Origin of the sequence: Hoeflea sp. AS16, from assembly GCF_038900095.1 — a bacterium.
In the GTDB taxonomy this organism is placed as follows: Bacteria; Pseudomonadota; Alphaproteobacteria; order Rhizobiales; family Rhizobiaceae; genus Hoeflea.
Window position 1 is genome coordinate 209,774 of sequence record NZ_JBBMQQ010000001.1, and the last position, 21,889, is coordinate 231,662.

Annotated in this window: 16 protein-coding genes and 1 tRNA gene; 8 read left to right on the plus strand and 9 right to left on the minus strand. The window is 59.9% G+C overall.

The window, feature by feature from the left end:
* Window positions 1-12 precede the first annotated feature (12 nt).
* The 4 genes from WNY80_RS00990 to WNY80_RS01005 form a co-directional block, all read right to left on the minus strand.
* A complete protein-coding gene (locus WNY80_RS00990; protein ID WP_342885471.1) occupies window positions 13-1,440 on the minus strand; it encodes a hypothetical protein in 1,428 nt (475 codons plus the stop codon).
* Window positions 1,441-1,627: 187 nt separating this feature from the next.
* A complete protein-coding gene (locus tag WNY80_RS00995) occupies window positions 1,628-4,567 on the minus strand; it encodes a hypothetical protein (protein WP_342885472.1) in 2,940 nt (979 codons plus the stop codon).
* 715 nt (window positions 4,568-5,282) lie between these two features.
* Window positions 5,283-5,372: transfer RNA gene (locus WNY80_RS01000), tRNA-Ser, on the minus strand.
* 70 nt (window positions 5,373-5,442) lie between these two features.
* Window positions 5,443-6,099, minus strand: coding sequence for a site-specific integrase (locus tag WNY80_RS01005; RefSeq protein ID WP_342885473.1), 657 nt, complete (start codon window positions 6,097-6,099; stop codon window positions 5,443-5,445).
* Between WNY80_RS01005 and WNY80_RS01010 the strand changes: the two genes are divergently transcribed.
* Window positions 6,061-6,462: a hypothetical protein gene (locus WNY80_RS01010; protein WP_342885474.1), complete on the plus strand. Its 402-nt coding sequence runs from the start codon at window positions 6,061-6,063 to the stop codon at window positions 6,460-6,462. The two genes, WNY80_RS01005 and WNY80_RS01010, sit on opposite strands and share 39 nt — an antisense overlap.
* Before the next feature lie 180 nt (window positions 6,463-6,642).
* On the opposite strand, the gene WNY80_RS01015 is transcribed toward WNY80_RS01010, so the two are convergent.
* Window positions 6,643-7,719, minus strand: a complete 1,077-nt coding sequence (locus WNY80_RS01015) for a porin (protein WP_342885475.1) — start codon at window positions 7,717-7,719, stop codon at window positions 6,643-6,645.
* A gap of 753 nt (window positions 7,720-8,472) precedes the next feature.
* On the opposite strand from WNY80_RS01015, the gene WNY80_RS01020 reads away from it, so the two are divergent.
* From WNY80_RS01020 to WNY80_RS01030, 3 genes are all read left to right on the plus strand, one after another.
* Window positions 8,473-9,534, plus strand: a complete 1,062-nt coding sequence (locus tag WNY80_RS01020; protein WP_342885476.1) for a porin — start codon at window positions 8,473-8,475, stop codon at window positions 9,532-9,534.
* A gap of 184 nt (window positions 9,535-9,718) precedes the next feature.
* The gene (locus WNY80_RS01025; RefSeq protein WP_342885477.1) at window positions 9,719-11,485 is read left to right on the plus strand and encodes an OmpA family protein; all 1,767 of its coding nucleotides are present in this window, start codon (window positions 9,719-9,721) and stop codon (window positions 11,483-11,485) included.
* A gap of 156 nt (window positions 11,486-11,641) precedes the next feature.
* Window positions 11,642-12,442: a hypothetical protein gene (locus WNY80_RS01030; RefSeq protein ID WP_342885478.1), complete on the plus strand. Its 801-nt coding sequence runs from the start codon at window positions 11,642-11,644 to the stop codon at window positions 12,440-12,442.
* A gap of 44 nt (window positions 12,443-12,486) precedes the next feature.
* Here WNY80_RS01030 and WNY80_RS01035 read toward each other — a convergent pair whose 3' ends face one another.
* Both WNY80_RS01035 and WNY80_RS01040 read right to left on the minus strand, forming a co-directional pair.
* Window positions 12,487-13,422 carry an alpha/beta hydrolase gene (locus WNY80_RS01035; protein ID WP_342885479.1) on the minus strand — a complete coding sequence of 312 codons (936 nt, stop codon included), beginning with the start codon at window positions 13,420-13,422 and terminating at the stop codon, window positions 12,487-12,489.
* Between the two features lie 74 nt (window positions 13,423-13,496).
* Window positions 13,497-15,536: a lytic transglycosylase domain-containing protein gene (locus tag WNY80_RS01040; RefSeq protein ID WP_342885480.1), complete on the minus strand. Its 2,040-nt coding sequence runs from the start codon at window positions 15,534-15,536 to the stop codon at window positions 13,497-13,499.
* A 359-nt stretch (window positions 15,537-15,895) separates the two neighbouring features.
* On the opposite strand from WNY80_RS01040, the gene dapA reads away from it, so the two are divergent.
* Both dapA and smpB read left to right on the plus strand, forming a co-directional pair.
* The gene (gene dapA, locus WNY80_RS01045) at window positions 15,896-16,777 is read left to right on the plus strand and encodes a 4-hydroxy-tetrahydrodipicolinate synthase (RefSeq protein ID WP_342885481.1); all 882 of its coding nucleotides are present in this window, start codon (window positions 15,896-15,898) and stop codon (window positions 16,775-16,777) included.
* Window positions 16,778-16,779: 2 nt separating this feature from the next.
* Entirely contained in the window at window positions 16,780-17,262 is a 483-nt protein-coding gene (gene smpB, locus WNY80_RS01050; protein WP_342885482.1) for an SsrA-binding protein SmpB, read from the plus strand.
* On the opposite strand, the gene WNY80_RS01055 is transcribed toward smpB, so the two are convergent.
* Complete coding sequence (locus tag WNY80_RS01055; RefSeq protein ID WP_342886281.1) at window positions 17,263-17,826, minus strand: uracil-DNA glycosylase family protein; 564 nt, start codon at window positions 17,824-17,826, stop codon at window positions 17,263-17,265.
* A gap of 131 nt (window positions 17,827-17,957) precedes the next feature.
* Window positions 17,958-18,542, minus strand: a complete 585-nt coding sequence (locus WNY80_RS01060) for an NYN domain-containing protein (RefSeq protein WP_342885483.1) — start codon at window positions 18,540-18,542, stop codon at window positions 17,958-17,960.
* 399 nt (window positions 18,543-18,941) lie between these two features.
* Here WNY80_RS01060 and rpoZ point away from each other — a divergent pair, with 399 nt between their 5' ends.
* Both rpoZ and WNY80_RS01070 read left to right on the plus strand, forming a co-directional pair.
* On the plus strand, window positions 18,942-19,343 hold the full coding sequence (gene rpoZ, locus WNY80_RS01065) for a DNA-directed RNA polymerase subunit omega (RefSeq protein ID WP_342885484.1): 402 nt from the start codon (window positions 18,942-18,944) through the stop codon (window positions 19,341-19,343).
* A gap of 132 nt (window positions 19,344-19,475) precedes the next feature.
* On the plus strand, window positions 19,476-21,716 hold the full coding sequence (locus WNY80_RS01070; RefSeq protein ID WP_342885485.1) for a bifunctional (p)ppGpp synthetase/guanosine-3',5'-bis(diphosphate) 3'-pyrophosphohydrolase: 2,241 nt from the start codon (window positions 19,476-19,478) through the stop codon (window positions 21,714-21,716).
* Window positions 21,717-21,889: the final 173 nt, after the last annotated feature.

Here is a 21,889-nt window from a genome sequence, read left to right on the forward strand (position 1 = left end):
GAAGCCATTTGTTCATATCGGGCTGCCTTTGCTACCCGGGCAAAGCTGTCCTGTTTCACGCCGGGCTGAAGAGCGCATGAAGATCAACGGCATGGCAACCAGGACCAGCACGCACTGCACCAGAAAGATGGTGGAATAGATCTGAGCCGAGGGCACCGCGAGCAATTGCATGACTGTTGCCATGATCTCGAAGCCTTCCAGCCCCACTTCTGTGCCGATTACAATGACAAAGGCGATGAAGAACGCCAGCGAGTTGCCCCCGGAGGCACTGTTGGAACACGCAAATATCGCCGCGGTTATCAGGATCCCTGCGCCAAAGCTGGAGAGCATTTTGGAGCCGATAAACACTTCGGCAGAGGGAAAGGATTCATAGAGCAGGAACGAGCCCAAGCCGATCGCCGTGATGATCGCGCCGATGAGCATCAGCGGGCGTTGCAGATCGTAGCGGGCCAGAATGGCGGTTGTGCCCATGGCTGCAACAACCTGGGTCAGTGCGCTCAGCGTGGCCCGGTTGGTAATGAGCGTGTCGGCCTTCAGGTGCTCGAACAGATAGGCGGTGTCGTAAAAACCGTTTGTGGCGATGTTGACCAGAAACATGAAGGCAAAGATGCCAAGCACCTCGACGTCCGGAGCCTGGCTTGAGCCGGCGGCCACCGACTTCTGACGGCGCATGATCACGAGAAAATAGCCCAGCGCCAGAACGAACACCGCTGCCGCCAGGAGGGTGTAGAGCGATGTGATGCCCGTCAGCGTTACGAGCATGGTTGCGACCTCGAAGCTGACCAGCGCCGCCAGCACGGGGAGCAGGCTGCCGCCGGCCGCGGCGCGTTGCTGTTGATTGCCTGCATCCTCCAGGCTGGCAGCCGGCGCCTTGACCAGAAGAAGCCCGGCAATCAGCAGAAAGACCACCGAAGCGAAACCGGTGAAGAAAACTTCCAGCCCATAGTGCGGGGTGATGGCACGGATCAGTTGGGGGGTCACCAGAAAGGCCAACGGCATGGCAACGGCCCATGCGCCGGTCAACAGCTTGGTATGTCTTTCGCTGCCCCAGCCGGTCATGAGTTGTGCCACCGGCGCCAAAGTGGCCAATGAAAAACCCAGCAATGGAAACAACACAAACACACTGGCCTCGCGCATCGCCAGCGGCGGCGACAGCCAGAACACCAGCGCCAGTCCCAGACTGGCCATGCCCGCAACAAGGCACATGACGCCTGCGAGCTGCCGGGGTGGAAACCGTGCGATCAGTCGTGGTGCGACCAGCAGCGCCACCAGAACGGCGCCGAGCAGCAGCTCGATGACCGCCGAGGTTTGCGTGACCGAAATCCTCAAGAAACTGGCAAAAGCCCCCTCGGAGACAAACACGGTCGACGTGACCACGGATCGCAACCCGTTGCCAAACAGAACCAGCACCAGCAGCAAGGGGAGAGAGGCCTTGTTCATCGGGTTCAGTGCCTTTCAGGAGTTTGACAAGCCGGGCATCCATGACGGTGACAGCCATGGCGGGAGCCTTGAAACTGTCAGTCAGACCTTAAAATGATCTTTAGGCCACTTACCGCGCAAACGTGGCCCGGGATGCGTTGATCAGGTCTCGATGGCCGCTTTTCACGCGCGGGACAATGGCCCCGCGTTATTGCACCGCCTTTGTCGCCGTTCCTGCTACCTGCAGTTTCCAGCCCTCAGCAGGAGTGTCGTCCAGGTTGAGGCGTCCGACCATGTCGTAGAGGCGCTCGGTGTCCGGGCCTTTGGCAGTACAGAACCGGTCCTGCAGATAGAATGGCGGCGTGGCCTGATAGTAGAGCTTTGCCTGAACGCTGGCAGGGGTGCCCTCGAACTCGGCGCGATCGATGGCGTAGCTCACGCTGTCAAAACCGCCCTGCTCATAGGCTGGATCGCCGTCGACGGCGAACGATCCCGACTCAAGGGCCAGGTCCTTACCTGCGCCGAATGCTGCGGCGATGGTCTGGCGTTCAGCCAGCGGCAGATACCCGTGGGGGAGGATGCGATTGTCCTTGATGGTGCTGCAGATCGACAGGAAGCTGGTGGTCAGGTGACCGCTCGGCGTGCTGGTCGGGCCACACACCGCCGCGTCACTGCCGGGGGTGGAGACCAGTTCCTGGTAAATCTGGGCCTGTGACTGGCTGGTAACGGTGGCGTAGTGAGGCTGGTGCAGGCGGCTCTCGGGCGCAAGCCGCGCCGAGCAGTCGTTCTTCCACCAATACTCGCCATCCAGCGGTTTGGCATCGGCATCGACCAGAGCACCGGCGGCATTTGTACGTCCGGACTGCCAGAGAACGACGCCCTTGTCATCAAGCACGGAGAACTCGACAAAGGCCCGACGGAAACCAACACCAGATGGGAATTTGTGCCCGGCCTTGTTGGTCACGGTGACGGTGGCATTGAGTTGGTTATCCGTGATGGCAACATCGGAGATGGCCAGATCTGCGGTATGCAGTCGCGCCTGGTCGACCATGGCCTGTTCGGTTCGCAGCAGGGGATCGGTCGCCTTGCTGCCCAGCATGGGGTCGCTGGTGGGAATGCCCAGGATATCGGAAAACTGCTGGGCCACCTCGATCAGGAAGATATTCAAGCCAACCAGCGTGTGCTGGGCAAAGCCATCGCGCACGGCCAGATCGATGTCTTCTGGCGGCAAGGGATGATCGGCCGCCGGAAAGTTGGAAAACTCCTGAATACTGGCGATCTTGGACTTGTAGGGCACGCCATCGGCGTCCCGGCTCGGCATATGGCACGACTGGCACGAGGTCGGGTTGGCACCCGGTCCGGACGGCAGCGGGCCATCAGGGCTGACCCCGGTGCGATAGGCACTGAAGGCCCATTCGGGATAGGTGGTCTGCTCATAGACGTAACCGAGCGTCTTGCCCTTGTTCAGGACGGGCAGATGGACAGTGTGACAGCTGCCGCATATCTCGGAACTGGTGACGGTCTCATGGTAGTCGGGCTTGATGCCCATGGCGTTTTGCATGGGTTTGGTTTTCGGGGCCTTGAAAGGTCCGATCAGGCTATCGGGCGGGCCGACCAGAAAACTTCCCGTAAAGGTGCGGGCAAAGCCGGTGGCGCCGGGATTGAGGAGCTCCTGACGCTCGCTGACGCAGGCATTTTCAGGCGCGTCGGCCTGTGCCGCGGTGGCACGGTCGCCCATCGCGATGCGATGGCAGGCGGTGCAGGTGATGCCGTCGCGGGCCAGCATGGCATATTTGGCAAAATCCGGGCCATCGCCGGCTTCAGCCCATGGCGGGGTATTGAGCGCGCTGCGGGGGAAGGGGGCGCAGGCGTCGCCGGCGGCCACGGTGTCGATGTTGAACTGCCGTTCGCCGGCAATGCCGTGGCAGCCCAGGCACGTGGTCTGCACCAGATCCCTGGATTCGGGGTGAAAACTCTGCATCTCGCTGGCGAGCTGGGCAAAGAAGAAGGGATCGCGCCCGGCCAGGCCCATCGGCGAGGTGCGCCAGGTTGCGTAAGGGGACAGATTGGCCAGGTCATCGCCATGTGGATTGGGCTGGGTCATGTCGAACTGCAGGCCCGTGCTCCCCGCGTCATGGCAGCCAAGGCACTGGCTGGACGTGAGAAAGGTATCTGCGGCTGTCGGCCCGCCGGCAGCTACCCAGGTGTTGTCATAGGTCTGCGAGGGCATGACGTGTCTGGTGCCAGGCGACGGCAGTTCCCGGGCGTAGGCTCGCAGGTCGTTGATGACGGCGGTGTCGGCCTTGTCGTGGGGCTTGCTGAGTTGCAGGACCCCATCGGGGGCGTGCACGGCTTCGTGGTGCACGGGCGCGGGGGTGGGCGTAAAGAAGTTCTGGCTGAGATAGGCCCGTGGCTGGCCCGGATGGCCCTCGATATTGTCCGGCGTGGCGAAAGTGAGATTGTTTTCCGCCGAGGCATGACAGTTCATGCAGTATTGGGCAAAGCCCATATTGGGGATGGAGTTGCTGGCGCCGGCTGGCCAGTCGGGCGCCCAGCTGTCGGGCGCAAAGCCATACCAGCCCCAGAACCAGCCATCGAACGAGGCCGCGGGATCGCGCACCATTACAGCCGCGCCGCTGGTGGGGAAAAGATGCAAGGGATCGACACCAGCGCAGTCAGCGGCCGGCGAGGGGAACATTTCCTTGATCATGATGGCGCCCTTCGGCACCTCCGGAGTTGCCTCCGGCGCGGTCGGCGTTGCCCCACGATTGGTGACGAGCCAATCGACCATTTCGGGCGAATACCAGATCACCACGGGGGTGTGGGTGCCGTGATAGCTGCCCTGCCAGCTGCCTTCACTGAACACGGCGGTAAACGGGCCCGTGTCCCGGACAAATTTGTCGCGTTCCCAGCCCGCATCAGCGTCGCGATGGCAATAGCCGCCGACAAAGCGGTTGAGCTTGTCCTCGTAGACATCAAGCGGGAAACCGCCAGGATTGCGAATGTCGCCCGCCAGAGACTTGCACAGAGCCAGATCCGTCGGCACCAGCGCTTCGGCACGTTCGGCCGCGCAGCTGCCGGCCAATGCCGCGCTTGCGGTCAGTGCAGATAGAACCGTGCCGATGATCGTGCTTTTGAGCCAGCGCATTGTCGCGTCCTTGTTTTCGTGCGGCATGAATAGCCAATTCAGCGTGAAGGCTGCACTCACAGCCAGAAACCAACATGATTGGATCGATCATGGATTGCCGCGTTGTGGCCCAGTAAGTCCTTGATGTTAAGTGTGGAACAGTTCCGGTGCCTCGTAAAGACCATGATGCGCCCGCCTGCTGCACATCCGAATCCAACTTTTGCCGGAAAGCGGCGTGGACAGGGGTTTTCCGGGTGATTGGAGCCAAAATTCCAACCCGGCTGCCTGTTGATACAGGGGCCGATGACGGCCCACACTTGGCAGTTCATATGCCAGCGCGCTGGTCTTTGGGCCGGTTTGGAGCGCGGGTTTGGCACGAATCACTGGAGTGCCATCGCCGAGGCAAATATCGCTCCTGGATACCGCATGCGCAACAAACTGTTGAACGAGCACCTGTTCGATAACCCGCGTCATGTCCGCAATCTGGCGGTGGAATGGCGCACCGCCTTCAACCATTAGTCCCCATTCCAGCCTGACCGGCCTGACGCCAGGGGACTATGTTGGCTGGTCAAAGGAAGGCCAAACCTGAACGGGGCTTGCTTATAGACGCGGACTCTATCGGGATCAGGTCAACTGGAACTTGGGCCCGGCCGCAACCGAAATGTGGGGCTACGTGTGATGTCAGGAAAAGGGCGCTAAAAATGCCGCATATAAATCAATGTATTGAAGGTAAGGATGGCGGAGAGGAAGGGATTCGAACCCTCGATACCCTTCCGGGTATACTCCCTTAGCAGGGGAGCGCCTTCGACCACTCGGCCACCTCTCCGTCGAGTGGTCTGTTACCCCAGCATGGCCGCGTAATCAACCGTAATTCAGGCCGGACCCCATCATTGTCATCACGCGTGGTCGCGTCGCGGCGAATTCCCAGCGGGCATGGCCTGTCTGCCGGCCTTTTTTGCGCCGGGTTTTTCGTTTCCGGGGGCTGACTGACGCGTATGCCTGGCGCCTTTGCCGCGCGGTGGCTGGGCTGGATGTGCACGCGCCTGAGTTTTGGTGGTGGCCGCCAGATTAGCCGCATTGAGCGCAATGGCGCACTGATCGAGATCGTTGGTGGCCAGGTGGGCGTAACGCAAGGTCATCTGGATTGTCTGGTGCCCCAGGAAGGTCTGTACCCTTCTCAGGTCAATACCGGCCTGAACCAGACGCGAGGCGCAGGTGTGACGCAGGATGTGAGGCACCATGTGTGGATCGTCGGCAAAGCCGTTTTCCTTGCGCGCGCGGTTCCAGTTGTACTTGAAATTCTGATAGGAAATTGTCGAGAAGGGGCCGCTGCCGCCAAACGCGCGTGCCAGGTCGAGCGCCTCTGCGGCGCGGAGGGTCAATGGAACCGAGCGGCTTTTGCCGGATTTCGTGATCCAGAAGGTCACGGTGTTGTTGTGAATGTCGTTCCATTTGAGCGCCAGTGCTTCCCCCACGCGGGCGCCGGTGTCGACAAGGAACCGGCACAGAAGTTCATGATGCGGATTGCTTTTGCCAATGGCGGCAAACATCATGCTTTCTTCCTCGGCAGTCAGAAAGCGAACGCGGGAATTGCGCTCTCGCAAACGGACATAGGATGGAAGCCGTGTAATCTGACCGCTCCTCTCCGCCTTCCGCAACAAGCGATAAAGTGCGGAAAGCTTGCGATTGATGGTGGAGTTGCGATTGCCGATACCGCGAAAATGATCCACCAGTCTGTCTATAAGCTCGTCGTCATAGGCCGCGAGTTTTCGCAGCCGCATGAACTCGTCAATCTCGTGAATGAAGGCGTGGCAATTTTCCTTGTGCCGCCCGTTTTCCCACAGCGCGCCGGAATGCTGAAGCCACAGTTGCGCCGGCAATGGTGTATTGGGCGCTTCCGCAGCGAATGCGGTTGAAAATCCAGCGTCAGTTGCTTTTTCAGTTAGCTCCGCCCTCATTTCCCCGGAAATGTTCAGTCGTGTGCAGAAATCATGGTAATCCGAGCATATGAGCATATAATTTTCTGACACACAACAGAGGATAGACCGGCGACTCTCGCCGCCGGTCCGAGGGGTATCGGATCAAACCGGGTTTGATCAGAACGAACGGCGGACCCAGACGAAGCCGTCTGCAGTCGTGGTCTTTGCGCCTGCGTAGGTCTTCTGCTGGCCGTAGTGACCTTCAAGACGAACGTTGAAGTTGGTGACTGGAGTCCAGGACAGTGCACCTTCAACAACGTGCGCGTTCTTGAACACTGCACCCTTGGCAGCCGAGAAGCCATCCAGATACTGGTAGCCGATCTCCATGCCGAGCGTGTCGGTCAGGCTCTGGGTGTAGCCGATGGCTGCAGACCAGTTAGCAACTTCGGTCGAACCAGTTGTACGGCCAGGCATACCCAAGCCATAAGCAGCGTTGGCGATCTTGCTCGAGTAAAAACCGCCGAGACGGATGGTGCCGCCGGTGGCTGCAACGTCGAACTGAACGCCAGCCTTGATGCCGACTGCCCTGTCGGATTCGTCGTAACCGAGGTGCATGAATGCGCCGCCCCAACCCTGGGTCACGCCGAGAACACCGACAACGTCCGGAGTCCAGTCTGCAGTTGCGTCATCTTCGAGAACCAGAGCCGCGTAGAAGGCGTCCCCATCGAAGCGATAACCGATCTGCTGAACCTGGTGATAGCCATACACACCGCCGTTATCGGTGGAGATGAAGCCCCAGTTGCCGACGCCGCCGCCCCAGAGAGCTGCGAATGCCGATTCGGTGTAACCCATGAACAGACCGCCGAGTTGGACGATTGCCTGGTCGGTACCGAACACAGCGTCGCCGCTCGCATTGTTCAAAGTGGAGTTGCTCGAATCGGACTGCACGCGGATGTAGCCACGCAGGGTGCCGAGTTCGGTTTCCGAACGGGCGTCGAAGTTGATGCGAGCGCGGGTGTTATGCGTGTAACCGCTGGTGCCCTTGGCCGCGCCCACGCGGAAGCGGACATAACCGTCGATCTTCAGGCAGGTTTCGGTGCCCGGGATGTAGAAGAAGCCGGTGCCGAATGCGTCGCAGACGCGAACGTATTCAACGGGCTCAGGTTCAGCTGCCACGATAGCGTCGGCAGCACGTGCGCCAGATACAGCAACGAGAGCTGCCGCGGAGCCGATGAGAAGGCTCTTAATGTTCATTTCTGACCTCCAGTCAGAAGATAAACCAAGATTGATTTTTCGGTCTAAGTATTTGATTTTACTTCATGTGCTGTTGTGTTGGTTTCGCGGGCTGTTTTTCACGGGAGAATCGCGGGCACCTGCCGTATCGGGTGAAAGGGCGTTTTCCGGGCCGCAATTGCGCATCATGAATGATGAAGAGCTGTCTGTCCTGGCTTGCCCGGGGCGTCAGCGGCGCCAGCGAACGGGCTCTGCTGGCCCATATATCTGGCCCATATATATAGAGTGCGTGGACAGCACCCCAATATAGAGCGTGTGAAGTCAGCCGCATTCGGGGCGGGGCTGCTCAGCCAGTTGCGATTCCCTGTCAGTCATCCCGTCAAAGCCATTCGGGGGCTTGATCGAAGCGAGTCGCGGCTTGGCTGAAAGCGGCGGGGAATCACATTCAAATGTGCGAAAACAGCGAAAACGGGCAGGAATCCGGTCGCCAAACGCTCTCATCACAGCGTCGGAAGCGCTGAATTTCCTAACGAAGGGTAAACAAAACGGGCCGGGGGCGAAGATTTCGTGTCATTTGTGCAACAGGGGGAGGTGAAGGCATGGGGTGGACCCTTTGACGGGAGCGATCTGCGTTGCGCGGCCTGCCCGGGTGAGTATGTTCACTTTCGAAGCCACGGCGATTACCCGCCTGTCTTCTTCCATTGTGGGGATGGGACAGAGAATACTGTCCTTCAGCGACAACCCAGACCATTAACTTTTGACTGGAGGTCAGAAATGAACATTAAGAGCCTTCTCATCGGCTCCGCAGCAGCACTCGTTGCTGTATCCGGCGCACGCGCTGCAGACGCTATCGTTGCAGCTGAGCCTGAGCCCGTTGAATACGTTCGCGTTTGCGACGCCTTCGGCACCGGCTTCTTCTACATCCCGGGCACCGAGACTTGCCTGAAGATCGACGGTTATGTCCGCTTCCGCGTGACTTCGACCAAGGGTACTGCTGGTTACACCCAGAACACCCGTGCTCGCGTCAACTTCGATGCACGTTCGGAAACCGAACTCGGCACCCTGCGCGGCTACATCCGCTTCCAGTCCAACTCGGGCAACGTCAATGGCGATGCTGACGTTGTTCAGGACCAGGCTATGATCCAGCTCGGCGGCCTGTTCATGGGTTACACCGAATCGGCATTCGCAGCTCTCTGGGGCGGCGGCGTCGGCAACTGGGGCTTCATCTCCACTGATAACGGCGGTGCTTACGGCTACCACCAGGTTCAGCAGGTTGGTTACCGCTACGACTCGGGCGCATTCTATGCAGCTCTGGTTCTCGAGCATGACGCAACGACTGACTGGACTCCGGACGTTGTCGGCGTTGTCGGCGTGACTCAGGGCTGGGGCGGCGCATTCATGCACCTCGGTTATGACGAATCCGACAAGGCAGTCGGCATCAAGGCTGGCGTTCAGTTCGACGTTGCTGCTACCGGCGGCGCTATCCGTCTCGGCGGTTTCTACTCGAGCAAGATCGCTAACGGCGCTTACGGTCTCGCAATGCCGGGCCGTGCGGCTGCTTCGACCGAAGTTGCTAACTGGTCTGCAGCCATCGGCTACACCCAGAGCCTGACCGACACCGTCGGCATGGAAATCGGCTACCAGTACCTCGACGGCTTCTCGGTCGCCAAGGGTGCTGCTATGAAGAGCGCGCACATCGTCGAAGGTGCGATCTCCTGGACTCCGGTTACCAACTTCAACGTTCGTCTTGAAGGCCACTACGGCCAGCAGAAGACCCATGCAGGCGTGAAGACCACGACTGCAGACGGCTTCCTCTGGGTCCGTCGTTCGTTCTAATCAAACCACGGTTTGATTTGATGGAACCCGGCAGCTTTGGCTGCCGGGTTTTTTGTGCCTGCATTTCAGGGCTGGTTGATTTCCATCCGCAGACGGGCGGGCGGCGTCGATGGTGCTTTTGGCTTGGCCAGTGTCAGGCAGGGGTGATAGGTTTGCCGTCCAGCAAGGTTCTGGCGGAGATCTCATGCGAAACGTTAAACTTTGGATATGGCCCGGTCTGGCTGCCGTGGTGTGTCTTTCGGCCCTGGCGATCTGGTTCAAGGCCGGTGCCATCGAAACGGACCTCCGCTCTCGCACATTGTCGGCGCTCCGGATGGATCATGCCTGGGTGAAGGTGCTGATCAAGGGCAGGGATCTCACCCTGACCGGTCTGGCACCGGACGAGGAAAGCCAGTCGCAAGCTCTTTCCATTGCGCGCAATGTCTATGGCGTCCGCGCCGTCAAGGATGCTTCGGTTCTGTTGCCCGAGGAAAAACCCTACCGATTGTCTGCGGAGAAAACCGCAAACGGCATCACGCTGAGCGGGTTTGTTCCCAATGAAGCCGCCCGCGGCAGCATCATCTCCACGCTGACCGGATTGCTGCCGGGCATCGCGCTGTCTGACCAGATGAATCTCGCGCGGGGCGCGCCCACGGGCCTGGTAACGCTCGCCGGTCATGGATTGTCCGCGTTTACGCGGTTTTCAACCGGATCTCTGACCATCACGGACCGGACGATGCAGATCCGCGGTCAGGCGCTCAATCCGGACGACCATGAGGCGGCACTTGCCGTGCTGTCCGCAATACCTCCCTCCGCAGGTATCGTCAGTTTGGTCGAGATTACACCAGCCGCCGTGACCGGAGACTACAGCTGGTCTGCGACAAAGGGGGCTGACGGAATTGTCGTGAACGGCTACGCGCCGAATGCCGAGCTTCGCGAAGCGATCATGGCGCGCGCCGGATCGATTGGCGGGAATACGGGTGCAGTTGACCAAATGCGCTACGCAGCTGGCGTGCCCGACGGCGTTGACTGGCTGGCGGCGGCCGAAACGGGGTTGTCTGCGCTTGAAAAAATGACCGAGGGCACCGTCACCATCACGGACAGAACGCTCGATGTTTCCGGTGAGGCCAGCGATGCGGCTTCATTTCGCGGCATCCAGGATGGTCTGTCGGGACAGCTGCCGGGTGGATTGGTGCTTGGCACCGCGGATATCGGCATGGCGCAGGGGTCTTCCTATGACTGGAGCGCGCGGCTGACAGGGCAGGGACTTGAATTGGCCGGCCTTGTGCCAAGCGAAGCTTTTCATTCCACCCTGCTGCAGGTGGGCCGCCTGAAATTTGGATCTATCGAGGTCACGGATACTCTCGGGATTGCGCCCGGTGCTCCAGAGGGCTTCGAGGATGCCGCCCTGACGGCGCTGCAGGCGCTGAGCAGGCTGGATGAAGCCGAAGTTGCGATAAACGGCGGCGTGGTTTCTATCCAGGGAACCGCCTTGAACGGGGCCGGCTCGGCGGAGGTCGCCCGGTTGATGGCGCAAGGCCTGCCGCAGGGCTTTTCCGGCGAGGCCACCGTTTCCCCGGGCAACGATGCAGGGCCGCAACTGGCCGCTGCGTCGTGCCAGGACGAGCTCAACCGGCTGACGGGTCTGAATACCATCCTGTTCCAGACCGGTGAGGCAGCCATACAGGACCATTCCTACGGGTTCCTGGACCGGATTGTCCATGTTGCGCAACAATGTGGTCAGGTCCGGCTGGAAATCTCCGGGCACACGGATTCGGACGGTTCGGAAACGGACAATCAGGCCCTGTCCGAACGTCGGGCCAGGGCGGTGGTAGACTTCATGACAGCCGCGGGCGTTGCGCCGGACCGGCTGATTGCGGTTGGCCATGGTGAAAGCCAACCGCTGACGAACAATGAAACGGACGAGGGCAAGGCGGCAAACCGCCGGATTGAGTTTCGCGTCCTTAACTAACGGGCCATCGGCCTATGGAGGGACTAATGTGGTACATGTTCACACATCTTTGGTTTTGGCTGCTGCTGGCGTTTGTTGTTGGCGCGCTGGTCGGATGGAAGACCTGCGACCGTGCCCGCAGTTGAGGGCCGAAACGACTGATCCGGAGGGGGAAAGATGACCATGTTTGTTTTTCAGGTAGCGATTTTCATAGCGATTGCATTCGGTTTGGGGTGCCTGTTCGGATGCTGGCTCAAGGGACGATCGGCCGGTTCGCGGCATCATTCCGGCGCTGCGGCAGCGGTCCCGCATGAAGCCGCGGCAAAGGTCGTGACTTCAGGCGAGCTTGCAGCGCCAATGCCGCATTACGAGCCAGAGGCCTCGCCACAACCGGCGTCGGCCCTGGCGTCGAAACCCGGTCCCGCCGAAAAGGCGGCATCAGAGGTTCCGCCCGCACCGGCGAAAAAGGCATCCAAGCCAAGGGCGGTCAAGAAAACGGCGGCCAAAACGTCTGCTGCCAAATCCTCTGCCGGAAAATCATCAGCAGGCAAGCCGGCTGCACCGAAGGCTGCGGCTGCCAAACCGGGAGCCGCAGGTGGCAAGGCTCAAAAGGCAAAGGCCGCAAAGCCGGTAGCCGCCAAATCAGAAGTGGCGAAACCGAGGGCTCAAAAGGCCAAGCCCGTCGCCGCTGCCGTTCCTGACAATCTGAAGAAAATCAAAGGTGTAGGTCCGCAGATTGAAGCCAAGCTGAATGCCGCAGGTATCAATAGTTTCGCGCAGATCGCGGCCTGGACCAAGAAGGAGCAGGCGGAGTTTGCCGAGCAATTGTCGTTTGCCGGCCGTATCGAGCGGGAAGACTGGGTGAAGCAGGCCAAGATCCTGGCGAAGGGTGGTTCCACGGATTTTGCCAAGCGCGTTGCCAAGGGTGAAGTTGCGAGTTCGGCTGACAGCAAGCCCAAGCGTGGCGGCAAGACGTAGCCGGAAGCTGCTGCGGCTGGCCTGATCAGCCGCAGCAAGCCGCTTCAGTGCCGCCGCTGCTTGTCGACGGAGGCGAAAAAATTCGTCAGGATTTCGGGAATTCCCGACAGATGCAGGATCGGCGCGTGGCCGTGACCGGGGATGGTCACGGTCTGGAGCGAAGGCACGCGGTTTTTCATCTCGATCAGCGTGTCTGACGAGAGCAATGTCGAGTGTTCGCCGCGCAGCGCCAATAGCGGCATGCCGCGCATCCCCTCGAATTGCGGCCACAATGTTGGCAGCGGCGTGCTCAGATCGACGCCGGCAAGGCCATGAAGCAATGCCGGATCGAAGTCGGACACCAGTTGGCCGTCCTTCTCCACATAGATTGCCCGGGCGAAATCGGCCCAGTCGGCTTCACTGAGAGCCGGGAAGCTCTTTGAATGGGCTTCGGCAAGGATTTGCGCTGCATCTGCCCAGTTCTTTGGATGAGGCATCCGGGACAGGTAGGCCTTGATCTGGGCAAGGCCCGCACCCTCGATCACCGGGCCGATGTCGTTGAGCACGCCGGCGGCCATGACCCCGGGCCGCATCGCCGCGAGAACGTGCATGATCAATCCCCCGCGTGACGTCCCCACGAAAATCGCATGTTCGAGCCCGAGCGCCGCCATGCCGCTGAGCACATCTTCGGCTTCGATGACGATGGTGTAGCGCGAGGGATCCTTGTCCCATACTGAGCGGCCGCGGCCGCGGTAATCGAAACTGACCACGCGCCGCGGCGTTTTCGGATCGGTTGACAGGAGCCGCGCCAGATCGTCGAAATCCCGTGTGTTGCGGGTCAGCCCGGGCAGGCAGACGACAGGCAGGCGATCACGGGTGGCGAGGTTGTCGCGGCCGTAGTCGGCGGCGTGCAGGCGCAGGCCGTCGCTGGCGGAGAAAAACACACTGTCGTATCCGCCTGTCTCCAAAGTGCCGGCTGCGCCAGAATTCCCGTTTGCCATGGTCAGATCCTGTTTTCGTCGGTTTCGCTTCAGGATCAAGCCTATAGCCTATTTTGGGTGCGATGCGACAGGTCTCATCGGCGGCCGAATCTGAGATCGTTCTCGATGTTGCCAGGCTGGCCAAGGCGGGCCTTGTAGATCTGGTAGTTCTCCATGACACGCTGGACGTAGTGACGGGTCTCGGTGAACGGGATCATCTCGATCCAGTCGATGACTTCGTCCAGCGGTTTGCCACGCGGATCGCCAAAACGCTTGATCCACTGGGACACCCGGCTGGGGCCGGCATTGTAGGCGATGAAGGTCAGAATGTAGGAGCCACCGAAGTCACTGATCTGTTCACCGAGGAAATGCGCGCCCAAGGTGGCGTTGTAGCCGGCATCGGTCGTCAGCCGCTCCCGTGAATAGGCAAGCCCATGGCGGGCGGCGACGCCCTTGGCTGTTCCGGGGAGAATTTGCAGGAGGCCGCGGGCATTGGCCGGCGAGATCGCGGCCTTGTTGAAGGCGCTTTCCTGCCGGGCGATCGAGTAGGCGAGCGCCTTGCCCGATCCACCGATATTGGCGGCACTTGGCACGGCTCCCAGCGGATAGGCGAGGGCTGCAACGTCAAGGCCGCGGTTCCAGGCAATCTTGCCGACCTGCAGCGACAATTGATGGTCGCCACGCTTTTCCGCCATCGCCGCAAGAATGGCCAGTTCGCCGGGGCTGTCGAGCTCGGCGGCCAGCGCCCGGTAGAGCGTATCTGCGCGCCATTCGGCGCCCGCATCCTCAAGCTTGCGAATGGCCTGTACAGCCTCGCGGGCGGCGAACCGGTCGCGGTCCTTTGCCGATGGTGAGGGGTAGGCGATGCTTAACGATGTGCGTCCGAGTTTGGCGCTGGCGAGCTGTCCGTAGAAGGTCGAGGGGTATTTTGCCGCCCGGGCATAATGTTCCGCCGGTTTGCCGGGGGCTCCAGCCTCGGCTGCGCGCCCGAGCCAGTAGTGGGCGCGGGCGGTCGATATCTGGCCATTGGCAACGTCAAGAATGGCGGCAAAGTGCCTGGCGGCTGTTTTGGCGTCCTTGAGTCCACGCAGAGCGTACCAGCCGGCGTGAAATTCGGCTTCGGCAACGTCCTGAGGGCTTTGCGCAAGATGGGCTGCGGCGAGCTTGTAGGCGCCCGTGGCGTCGCCTTGCTCGTAGAGGCCACGGCTGACCACGCGGGCTTCGACCCACCACTCGTCGGGGTCAACCAGCAGGTCGCGGTCCCGGGGCATCCTGGCGAGTAGAGCGGCGGCCTCCGTGTTGCGATCGAGTTCGCGCAGCTGGCGAATGCGCAGATAGAGATAGGCAGGTGTATCGTGCCAGGACCGGTCAACCGCCTTGATGGCGCCGGAGGCCTTTGCCGGATTGCGGATCACGGCCGTCCAGGCGCGGTAAAGCGACTGGGCTTCGGCTTTCCTGGAAACGGACTTGGCGTCGTTGACGTGGTCGCGGTAGAGCAACATTTCCATCCGGCGGAAATGGTCGGCCTTGGTAAGCAGGCTGTCGAATTCGCGCAGGAATGTTTCGGCGTCCCGGTCATCCATGTTGGTTGTGCGCCAGAAGCTTGAGGCAATGGCGCGGGCGCGCTTGCTGTCTCCGCTCTCCATCAAGGCCCTGACGAGCGTAATGGTGCCCTTTGCGGTTTCAGGCTGCTTGCCGGCGAATGCGGCAAGCGCCTGCTGTGCCGTCGGATTTTCGTGAAACAGGGCGTTTTCATAAAGCCGCGGAAGAGACTTGAGGCCGGGCCAGCCTTTCAGCTCGTTGGCCGCAGCGGCAATTTCGGCTGACGGCACCTCTGACAATCCCGACAGGGCAATTGCCCAGGTCAGGATGTGGCGGTCGAGCGCATTGCGCGCCATCTTGTCACGGATCGCGCGGGCAAGGCCGGCGTCTCTGTCACCAAGTGCCTGCAGGCCTGACTCGAGCGTGCGACTTGCCGGGGTGACCGAGGTTGCAGCCGGTTGGGCTGCGGGGGCGGCGAGGTCAGGCCGTGGAACGGGCAGGGGTACCGAACCGGAGGGCAGCGGTGCCGCGAAGGTGGTGCCGACGGCCATTGTGGAAAGCGCAAACAGTGTCGCAAGAGCAATTTTGGGCATGATAGCCTTCTATTCGAATTGATAACCCTGTCTGCCGGCAGCCGAGCAATCGTGCTCCCCGAGCGGCGATCTTGCATTTCCAAGCCTTACCTTGCTCTACCGGGAACCTGTGAAGCAAGGGTCATGGAGTGCTTGTCGGCTTCACCCAATCGGACTATTCCCGCATAATTGCGGGTAATCTGCGGCAGGTATCGTGGATTGGCCACGCGGCGGCTTTCAATCAGCAGCCTGCAATCCGCGCAAAAGCGCTCTGAGGTGGCGCGCAAGGCTTTTCCGTCGCCGTTATTTCCTGTATCGCCTGCTGTACAGGCAAGTGAATGCGCCCATTGGGCGTCAAGTGACAGTTTTTGGAGATCAGCATGTTCAAGGGTTCCCTACCGGCCCTCATTACCCCTTTCACCGAAAATGGCGCGGTGGACGAGGACGGCTTTGCGAGCCATGTCGAGCGGATGATCAAAGCCGGCAGCACCGGCCTTGTTCCTGTTGGCACGACGGGTGAATCTCCGACGCTGACCCATGCCGAACACAAGCGGGTGGTGGAGCTGTGCGTTGAGGCAGCTGGTGGCCGGGTTCCGGTGATTGCCGGTGCCGGCTCGAACAACACGGCTGAATCGATCGAACTTGCGGTTCATGCCGAAAAGGCCGGCGCGGATGCCGTGCTGGTGGTGACGCCCTATTACAACAAGCCGACGCAGAAGGGGCTCTACCAGCACTTCAAGGCGGTGGCCGAGGCGATCACGCTGCCGATCATCATCTACAATATTCCGCCGCGCTCGGTCATCGACATGTCCGTCGAGACAATGGCAGCGCTGCATCGCGATTTCGCCAATATCATCGGCGTCAAGGACGCGACCGGCAACCTTGCCCGGGTGCCTGAACAGCGGATGGCCTGCGGCACGGATTTCGTGCAGCTGTCCGGCGAGGACCCGACGGCGCTCGGGTTCAACGTGCATGGCGGTGTTGGCTGCATCTCGGTGACGGCCAATGTGGCGCCAAAGGAATGTGCCGAGTTTCAGGAAGCAACCCTGCGCGGCGACTATGCAACCGCGCTGACGATGCTTGACCGGCTGATGCCGCTGCACAAGGCAATCTTTGCCGAGCCGGGTGTTGCCGGCGTGAAGTATTGCCTGGGCAAGATGGGCCTGATCAACAATGTCGTCCGCTCGCCTTTGACCACGGTCGAGCCGGGTACGGCGGCATTGCTTGACGCCGCACTTGCCCAGGCGGGCATTGTGAGCTGATCATGGCTCCCAAAAAGGAAGACAAGTCGCAGCACGGCAAGGTCGTGGCCGAGAACCGCAAGGCGCGGTTCAACTACGAAATCGTCGACACGATAGAGACTGGTCTGGTGCTGAGCGGAACCGAAGTGAAATCACTTCGGGAAGGCAAGGCCAATATCGCCGAATCCTATGCCAATGAAGAAGGCGGGGAGATGTGGCTGATCAATTCCTATGTGCCGGAATACCTGCAGGCCAACCGGTTCAACCACGAGCCCCGGCGACGGCGCAAGATCCTGCTCAAGGCCCGCGAAATCGCACGGCTTGCGCAGGCGGTGCAGCGTGACGGGATGACGCTTGTGCCGTTGAAGATCTATTTCAACGACAAGGGCAGGGCGAAGCTGCTGCTGGCTCTGGCCAAGGGCAAGAAGTTGCACGACAAGCGCCAGACCCAGAAGGAACGCGACTGGAACAGGGACAAATCCCGGCTGTTGCGGGACCGCGGTTAGTCAGGTCCATGATGCCGGGCCGGGACCAAGCGACCTGACCGCCTTTTGGAAGACTGTATCGAACATCTGTGGCGTCAGACGGCCGGTGTTGATGTTGTAGCGCGAGCAGTGATAGCTCGACAGGATGCGAATGCTGCCAATTTCTGTTTCCGCGGCATGTATAAACGGGTGGTGCGCAACCTTGCCGCCGAGCGCGCGTATGGTGCTGTCATGGGAAATCTTGCCCAGGGTCACGATGACCTTGAGTTCGGGCATCCGTTTGATCGTTGCAACAAGAAATTTCCGGCAGGTGTTGATTTCGGCTCCGACCGGCTTGTTCTCCGGAGGGACGCAGCGAACCGCGTTGGTGATCGCGGTGCCGTTCAGGGTTGGCCGGTCAGCACTGTCTGATTGAAGGCTTTGCCTGGCCAAACCGTGTCTGGCCAGCGTTTGATGCAAGAGCGTGCCTGACTCATCGCCGATAAATGGAATGCCGGTGCGGTTTGCTCCCCGCAATCCCGGGGCCAGTCCGACAATCAACAACTCTACCGCGCTCGGACCCGCTGGAGGGTACCAGGTTTCCACCGGCGCATTGTGCCATTCGGGAAACAGCTTGCGGTTCTGGAGTGCGAAACTGCGCAACCTCGGGCACAGTCTGCAATCATGCTCCGGCTCGTGCCGGCAGTCAGTCTGCCGGGACCGCGCCAATTTGCGGATCAGTCCTCGAATTCTTCTTCTTCTTCGGCAGGAACATAAGCGCGCTGGGGACGCTCGGACTGTTCGCGGCCGATTTCGGATTTGAGGCTGGTCAGTTCGATGAAGTAGTCGGCCTGGCGGCGAAGATCGTCGGCAATCATCGGGGGCTGGGACAGCAGGGAGGAGACCACGGTCACCTTGCGGCCCTTGCGCTGAAGCGCCTCGACCAGGGAGGTGAAATCGCCATCGCCCGAAAAAATCACCAGATGATCGACTACGTCAGATTGCTCCATCGCGTCGATTGCCAGTTCGATGTCCATGTTGCCCTTGACCTTGCGACGGCCCATGGAGTCGGTAAATTCTTTTGCAGGCTTTGTAACTACTTTATAGCCATTGTAATCGAGCCAATCTATCAATGGACGGATCGATGAATATTCCTGATCTTCAATCAACGCGGTGTAATAATACGCGCGTAACAAATACCCACGGGTTTGAAATGCCTTCAGCAACTTCCGGTAGTCAATGTCGAAATTCAGGCTTTTGGATGCTGCATAAAGATTCGCCCCGTCAATGAAGAGCGCAATTTTCTCTCTTGGATCAAACACTTATGATCTTCCTTTCAAAGAAGCCCTCTGTCGCAACTGAAGGCAAATCTGGCTTCCATACGAGCAATTTAGATCGATCTCGAACTTTTTAAAAGCCACGCAAGTACCATAATCCTACTGTTCCACGACTCAATTAATCGTGAGATTGATCCAAATGCTGCGCTTGGCCCCACATTTCAAGTGTCTGGGCCTTGATACTTATGCATAGCTGCTAAAAAACCTTTGCTGTTGACGCAAGGGTTCGACGCGTAAGCTGTGTTGCAAGGAGTCCTGTAATGTACGCTGACGGGATGGATTCGGTCCTGAAATGGCGCATTTGGCGTAAAGGACTTGAAATAGCCACACAATGTGTTTATCGCATGGCCAAACTCCCCCATAGCAGTTTGTAAAGGACAGGCAATGGCTCGCGTCACAGTCGAAGATTGCATCGACAAGGTTGATAACCGTTTTGAACTGGTATTGCTTGCCAGCCATCGCGCCCGTCAAATCTCACAGGGTGCCCCGATCACGATCCCTCGTGACAACGACAAGAACCCCGTTGTTGCATTGAGAGAAATCGCAGACGAAACACTTTCGCCCGGCGATCTGAAGGAAGACCTCATTCACTCGCTGCAGAAGCATGTCGAAGTTGACGAGCCGGAACCCGATCCGGAGCGTTTCCTGCAGACTGGCGAAGCTGCGGAAGAAACGGTTGTCGAGGATGATCAGCCGGAAGCGGTTTCATTCGGCTCAATGTCGGAAGAAGAGCTGCTTGCAGGCATCGAAGGGCTTGTGCCGCCGGAAAAAAGCGACGACTATTGATCATCTGGGCGATTGCCTGCTGATTTGCAACGAATTGGTGGCAGCCGGTCCAGAGGCCGATAGACAGCTGATGCTACGCAATGCGCCGGTCGTTCGATTCGGCGCATTTTCTTGTTTTGGAGTGCCATTCCGATGATGCGTCAGTACGAGCTCGTGGAGCGCGTGCAAAAATACAAGCCGGATGCCAACGAGGCCCTGCTGAACAAGGCTTATGTTTACGCCATGCAGAAGCATGGCAAGCAAACCCGTGCCAGCGGCGACCCCTATATTTCCCATCCGCTGGAGGTGGCGGCGATCCTGACCGAAATGCGGCTTGATGAATCGACCATCGCCGTGGCTCTGCTGCATGACACCATCGAGGACACTTCGGCCACGCGCGCCGAAATCGACGAACTGTTCGGCGAGGACATCGGCCGGCTGGTCGAAGGTCTGACCAAGATCAAGAAGCTCGATCTTGTCAGCAAGCGGGCCAAGCAGGCCGAAAATCTCAGAAAGCTGCTGCTGGCCATATCCGACGATGTGCGGGTGCTGCTGGTCAAGCTGGCCGACCGGTTGCACAACATGCGCACGCTCGAGCATGTGCCGCCGGAGAAGCGCGCCCGCATTGCCGAGGAAACCATGGATATCTATGCGCCGCTGGCCGGCCGGATGGGTATGCAGGAAATGCGCGAGGAGCTCGAGGAGCTCGCCTTCAAGAATATCAACCAGGAGGCCTATGACACGGTTACCGGTAAACTGGCCGAGCTTTCCGAGCGCAACCGCGATCTGATCCACACGATTGAGGATGAGCTGTCGGCGCTGTTCAGCCAGCAAGGGCTGAAGGCGCAGGTGAAGGGCCGGCAGAAAAAGGCCTATTCGGTGTTTCGGAAGATGGAGTCCAAATCGCTGTCGTTCGAGCAGCTTTCGGACGTGTTCGGCTTCCGCATCATCGTTGACACCGAGGCCGACTGCTACCGCGCGCTGGGTATTGTGCATATGCGCTGGTCGGTGGTGCCTGGGCGGTTCAAGGATTACATTTCGACACCGAAACAGAATGACTACCGCTCGATCCACACAACCATTGTCGGGCCGTCGCGGCAGCGCGTCGAGCTGCAGATCCGCACCCGCATGATGCATGACATCGCCGAGCGGGGGGTGGCCGCGCACGCGCTTTACAAGGATGCCTCCACCAGCGGCGACGAGGAACTGCTGTCGAAGGACTCGCGCGCCTATTCCTGGCTGCGGCAGACAATCGAGGCACTGTCTGTTGGCGACAACCCTGAAGACTTCCTCGAGCACACCAAGCTGGAGCTGTTCCAGGACCAGGTGTTTTGCTTCACGCCGAAAGGTCAGCTCATCGCCCTGCCGCGCGGGGCGACGCCGATCGATTTCGCCTATGCGGTGCACACCGATATCGGCGACACCTGTGTCGGCGCCAAGATCAATGGCCGGATCATGCCTCTGGTCACACGGCTTGCCAATGGCGATGAAGTCGAGATCCTGCGTTCGGGCGTTCAGGTTCCGCCGCCCGCGTGGGAAGAGATTGTCGTGACCGGCAAGGCGCGTGCGGCGATCCGCCGGGCGACCAAGGCAGCGGTGCGCAAGCAATATTCCGGTCTGGGCATGCGCATTCTCGAGCGCACCTTCACCAGGGCGGGCAAGCCGGTGTCACGGGATGGTCTCAAGCCCGTGCTGCACCGCCTGGGCCACAAGGATGTCGAGGATGTGCTGGCGGCTGTCGGTCGTGGCGAGCTGGCGTCGGATGATGTGTTCCGCGCGGTTTATCCAAATCATCAGGAAACACGGGTTTCGCCGCGCAAGCCGGCGGACGAGGGCTGGTTCAACTTGCGCAGTGCTGCGGGGCTCATCTTCAAGTTGCCCGGGCTTGCGAAAACCCAGAAACCATCGAAGGCGTCGCGCCAGATCGGGCCCGATCCCGACATGGATGCAATGCCGATCCGCGGCATGGACGACAATTCCGTGGTCAAGTTCGGTCCCGGTGGCGCGGTGCCGGGCGACCGGATTGTGGGCATTCTCGAAACCGGGGCAGGGATTACCGTCTATCCGATCCAGTCGCCCGAGCTGACAAAGTTCGATGACGAGCCGAACCGCTGGATCGATATCCGCTGGGATATCGACGAGAACAACAAGAACCGTTTTCCGGCCCGCATCCTGGTCACGGCGATCAATGCTCCGGGGACGCTGGCAGAGGTGGCGCAGACGATCGCAACCAGCGAGACAAATATCCAGAACCTGACGATGGTCCGGGTTGCCGCCGATTTCACCGAGATGCTGATTGATTTGCAGGTTTGGGACCTCAAGCACCTCAACCAGTTGATTACCCAATTGAAGGTGCTGGAGTCTGTTTCCACCGTCGAGCGGATTTATCAATAGCCTGCAGCTGCAACATGAGCGATAAGCTTGGGTGAAGCCGTGCCCCTGCCTGACCGATTTTTTTGAGTGGCGCCTTTACCAGTTCTTCGCTGTTGGCGGGCAGACTGGCTTTGGTGGACACGGAACAAGGGGCGCTCTCGCGGAATTGTTGTCGCACTGACTTAGAGCTGACA

Excerpts from the sequence above, each read along its gene's own strand:
- WNY80_RS00990 (WP_342885471.1), bottom strand. The coding sequence starts at position 1,440 with ATGAACAAGGCCTCTCTCCCCTTGCTGCTGGTGCTGGTTCTGTTTGGC.
- WNY80_RS00995 (WP_342885472.1), bottom strand. The coding sequence starts at position 4,567 with ATGCGCTGGCTCAAAAGCACGATCATCGGCACGGTTCTATCTGCACTG.
- WNY80_RS01010 (WP_342885474.1), top strand. The coding sequence starts at position 6,061 with ATGATGCGGATTGCTTTTGCCAATGGCGGCAAACATCATGCTTTCTTC.
- WNY80_RS01005 (WP_342885473.1), bottom strand. The coding sequence starts at position 6,099 with ATGATGTTTGCCGCCATTGGCAAAAGCAATCCGCATCATGAACTTCTG.
- WNY80_RS01015 (WP_342885475.1), bottom strand. The coding sequence starts at position 7,719 with ATGAACATTAAGAGCCTTCTCATCGGCTCCGCGGCAGCTCTCGTTGCT.
- WNY80_RS01020 (WP_342885476.1), top strand. The coding sequence starts at position 8,473 with ATGAACATTAAGAGCCTTCTCATCGGCTCCGCAGCAGCACTCGTTGCT.
- WNY80_RS01025 (WP_342885477.1), top strand. The coding sequence starts at position 9,719 with ATGCGAAACGTTAAACTTTGGATATGGCCCGGTCTGGCTGCCGTGGTG.
- WNY80_RS01030 (WP_342885478.1), top strand. The coding sequence starts at position 11,642 with ATGACCATGTTTGTTTTTCAGGTAGCGATTTTCATAGCGATTGCATTC.
- WNY80_RS01035 (WP_342885479.1), bottom strand. The coding sequence starts at position 13,422 with ATGGCAAACGGGAATTCTGGCGCAGCCGGCACTTTGGAGACAGGCGGA.
- WNY80_RS01040 (WP_342885480.1), bottom strand. The coding sequence starts at position 15,536 with ATGCCCAAAATTGCTCTTGCGACACTGTTTGCGCTTTCCACAATGGCC.
- dapA (WP_342885481.1), top strand. The coding sequence starts at position 15,896 with ATGTTCAAGGGTTCCCTACCGGCCCTCATTACCCCTTTCACCGAAAAT.
- smpB (WP_342885482.1), top strand. The coding sequence starts at position 16,780 with ATGGCTCCCAAAAAGGAAGACAAGTCGCAGCACGGCAAGGTCGTGGCC.
- rpoZ (WP_342885484.1), top strand. The coding sequence starts at position 18,942 with ATGGCTCGCGTCACAGTCGAAGATTGCATCGACAAGGTTGATAACCGT.
- WNY80_RS01070 (WP_342885485.1), top strand. The coding sequence starts at position 19,476 with ATGATGCGTCAGTACGAGCTCGTGGAGCGCGTGCAAAAATACAAGCCG.